This window comes from Leuconostoc sp. (assembly GCF_965300815.1).
In genome coordinates this window covers 1-2,926 of record NZ_CBDKZH010000140.1, presented here as the reverse complement: position 1 = coordinate 2,926, position 2,926 = coordinate 1, and the positions used below count along the sequence as shown (strand labels likewise).

General features: G+C 36.3%; 4 protein-coding genes. 2 read left to right on the top strand and 2 right to left on the bottom strand.

All coding sequences use genetic code 11. The annotated features are described in order from the left end of the window. Both ACW12G_RS07350 and ACW12G_RS07345 read left to right on the top strand, forming a co-directional pair. A partial coding sequence (locus tag ACW12G_RS07350) for a sugar porter family MFS transporter (protein ID WP_455647647.1) occupies window positions 1–1,283 on the top strand: 1,283 nt, incomplete at its 5' end. A gap of 23 nt (window positions 1,284–1,306) precedes the next feature. After that, entirely contained in the window at window positions 1,307–2,332 is a 1,026-nt protein-coding gene (locus tag ACW12G_RS07345) for a polysaccharide pyruvyl transferase family protein (RefSeq protein WP_270747780.1), read from the top strand. 82 nt (window positions 2,333–2,414) lie between these two features. Here the strand turns inward: ACW12G_RS07345 and ACW12G_RS07340 are convergent, their stop codons facing one another. Together ACW12G_RS07340 and ACW12G_RS07335 are read right to left on the bottom strand one after the other, a co-directional pair. Continuing rightward, window positions 2,415–2,600 carry a transposase gene (locus ACW12G_RS07340; protein ID WP_333559498.1) on the bottom strand — a complete coding sequence of 62 codons (186 nt, stop codon included), beginning with the start codon at window positions 2,598–2,600 and terminating at the stop codon, window positions 2,415–2,417. A gap of 91 nt (window positions 2,601–2,691) precedes the next feature. Then, the coding region (locus ACW12G_RS07335) for a tyrosine-type recombinase/integrase (protein WP_455647646.1) at window positions 2,692–2,926 on the bottom strand (235 nt) is incomplete at its 5' end.

Genomic DNA, 2,926 nt, shown 5'->3' with positions numbered 1-2,926 from the left:
ACACAGGAGTAATAAATGGAGCGCTAGCTTTTATGAGCCGTCCAGATCAACTTAATCTTAACCCTTCCTTACAAGGCGTAGTATCGAGTTCCCTTGTAATTGGTGCTTGTATTGGAGCATTAGGATGTGGGAAGGTAGCCGATCAAGTAGGGAGGAAAAAAACGCTACGCTTGATTGCAATTATTTTTACCATATCAACCTTTCTTTGTGCATTAGCTATTAATTTCTGGTTCATGACTATTTTTAGATTTATTTTAGGGATTGCCGTGGGAGCGGCATCGAGTCTTTCACCAATGTATCTAGCTGAAATATCGCCAGATAATTTACGCAGTGCGAATGTTAATAAGAATGCTATTTTTATTGTTCTTGGTCAACTAAGTGCCTTTGTTGTCAATGCTATCTTAGGAAACATCTGGGGTGACTGGGGCCCTATATGGCGTATTATGGTCTTATCTGCGGCAATTCCATCGGTGATTTTATGGATTAATTCATTTCGAATCAGTGGAAGTCCACAGTGGCTTTTGTTCAAAAGACGAGTTAATAAAGCTAGACAATTATTTCGTCGGTTAGGGTTCAGCAATACTAAACAGCTCGTAATAAGTGGAACTGAAACGATTGATGAATCTGATGACCAAGAGTTTAGCTGGTCGCTTGCTTTGAAAAATAAAAAATTACTTTATTTATTAATTACCGGAATAGTTATTGCGTTGATTCAACAAATTTCTGGTGTAAATACTGTCATGTATTATGGCACGATTTTACTTGAAAATGTGGGAATGAGGGCCGGAGGCTCACTCTACGCAAATATTTTAATAGGTGTGGTGTCAGTTATTGCTAGTATCTTTGGTACGCGTACGATTGAAAAAGCTAATCATCATAAAATGCTAGTTATTGGTTTGATTGGCAATGTCGTTTTTTTAGCACTATTAGGTTTGGTTATGAAAACAACGATGTTTTCGCAGACCATAACAAATGTATTGGTACTGATTGCTTTGACTTTATTCTTGGCCAATCATCAAGGTATTGTTAGCCCAGTCACATGGTTATTATTAGCAGAAATGTTTCCGGGGAAAGTTAAAGCACAATTTATGTCAGTCGCAACAGCGACAACGTGGATTACTAACTTTATTATTAGTTTAATTTATCCGCAGCTTATTGCATTGTTAGGAACAGCTATTGTTTTCTTCGTCTTTGCACTAACCAACGGTTTTAGTATCTTGTTATCCGTTATATTTGTTAATGGTCGTAAAATGAAAAAAGCATATGAAAATGCTGAAGTATAAAAATAAAAGGGGTATTAATTCACATGGCAAACTTTTATGTTAACACAACAGAGGTTGTGCACAAACTTCCTAATAATGATCGACCAAAATTTTACATGTTTGGTGTTCCAAGCTACACGAACATGGGGGATCAAGCAGTTTCGTTAGCAGAACGAAAATATATTGAAAACGAATTCCCCGAATATCAATATATTGAAATTATTGAGGAAGACGATGACTATGCTATTCCCATTGTCCAAGAGAATTTACAGCCCTCTGATATTATTGCGTTTACTGGCGGGGGAAATATGGGCAATTTGTACCATAATCATGAGGAGGCACGGCGTAAGGTTTTTTCAACTTTTGTGAACAATCTGACAATTTCATTTCCTCAATCAATACATTTTGAAGACAATGAAGATGGTGAGATTGAAAAACAAAAGAGTCAAGAGGCTTACCGGAAAAATCCTAATCTCGTGTTAGTGGCACGTGATGCTCAAAGTTTTCATCGTATGCAATCAACGTTTGATAACCCAGTCATTTTTACACCTGACATGGTTTTATATATGAAACCTGTCAACTGGAATTTCAATCGAAATGGGGCTTTATTCGTTCTACGGCATGATTCAGAAAAAGTTGTTAAAAAAAGTACGATTGACAATATAAAAGATATTTTAGGGAATGAACGCCCTGTAAAAAGAGTTGATACCGTTCTAGACGAACCACAAAAGATAACACCTGTTACTCGGGAGGCATTATTTGATTCAGAACTAGAACTATTCTCGCACCAGGAAATAATTATTACAGATCGCTGGCATGCAATGGTATTTTCCGTTCTAACAGGAACACCTTGCTTGTTATTTGGAAATAGTTATGGAAAAGGAAAGCATGCCTATATTGATTGGTTAGAGCACGTCGATTGGATCAATTACACGGACGAAACTGACGTAGAGCGTATAGAAGAACTGTTACAACAGCTAATTTCGCAAAAGCGGCACGATTACGACGTAAAAAATGATTTTCGTCAATTACGTGATTTAATTAAAAATAATATGCACAATAAGAACTAATAATTATTGATTATCAAAAATTGAATATCAAAATTATTGGTAATAAAAAGAATAGAAAATGTATGGGCTATAATGGATGATCTTATACTAAAAAATGGACTATTTTTAGTATAAGAGCAGTTGGAATTGATTTGAGATTTTTGACCCAGCCCGTAACCGTTTGTACAGCCAAATGGTATTCATTGGCCAGCGAATTAACATAACGACCCTCGTTGTACAAGGCAACAATTGGTGATTTAAATTCAGTTGAGTATCTCTTAGCTTTCATAATAAAAAAACCTATACTTGATTATCTCGGATTATGTCCTAGAAATAAAGCAATCCGGATCTTCAGTATACGAGCAAAATTTTTTTATAGGTTAACCAAAATCAATTTGATCTAACATCGTTTCGCGACTAGCTTGGTCTAACCCAAGGTAAGTCAGGGTCATGGCTTCACTAGAATGATTCAATAAGTGCATGACTAAACCAATATTGTAATTCGACTGCGTGTATACGCGATAGGCACATGTTTTACGCATGGTATGCGTGCCTAGATAGTTAATGCTTAGTAGATCGCCAACACGCGCCATCACTTTATAAAACTGTTTCTCG

What these genes read in the sequence shown, in the direction of transcription:
- ACW12G_RS07345 (WP_270747780.1), top strand. Translation starts at nt 1,307, where the DNA reads ATGGCAAACTTTTATGTTAACACAACAGAGGTTGTGCACAAACTTCCT.
- ACW12G_RS07340 (WP_333559498.1), bottom strand. Translation starts at nt 2,600, where the DNA reads ATGAAAGCTAAGAGATACTCAACTGAATTTAAATCACCAATTGTTGCC.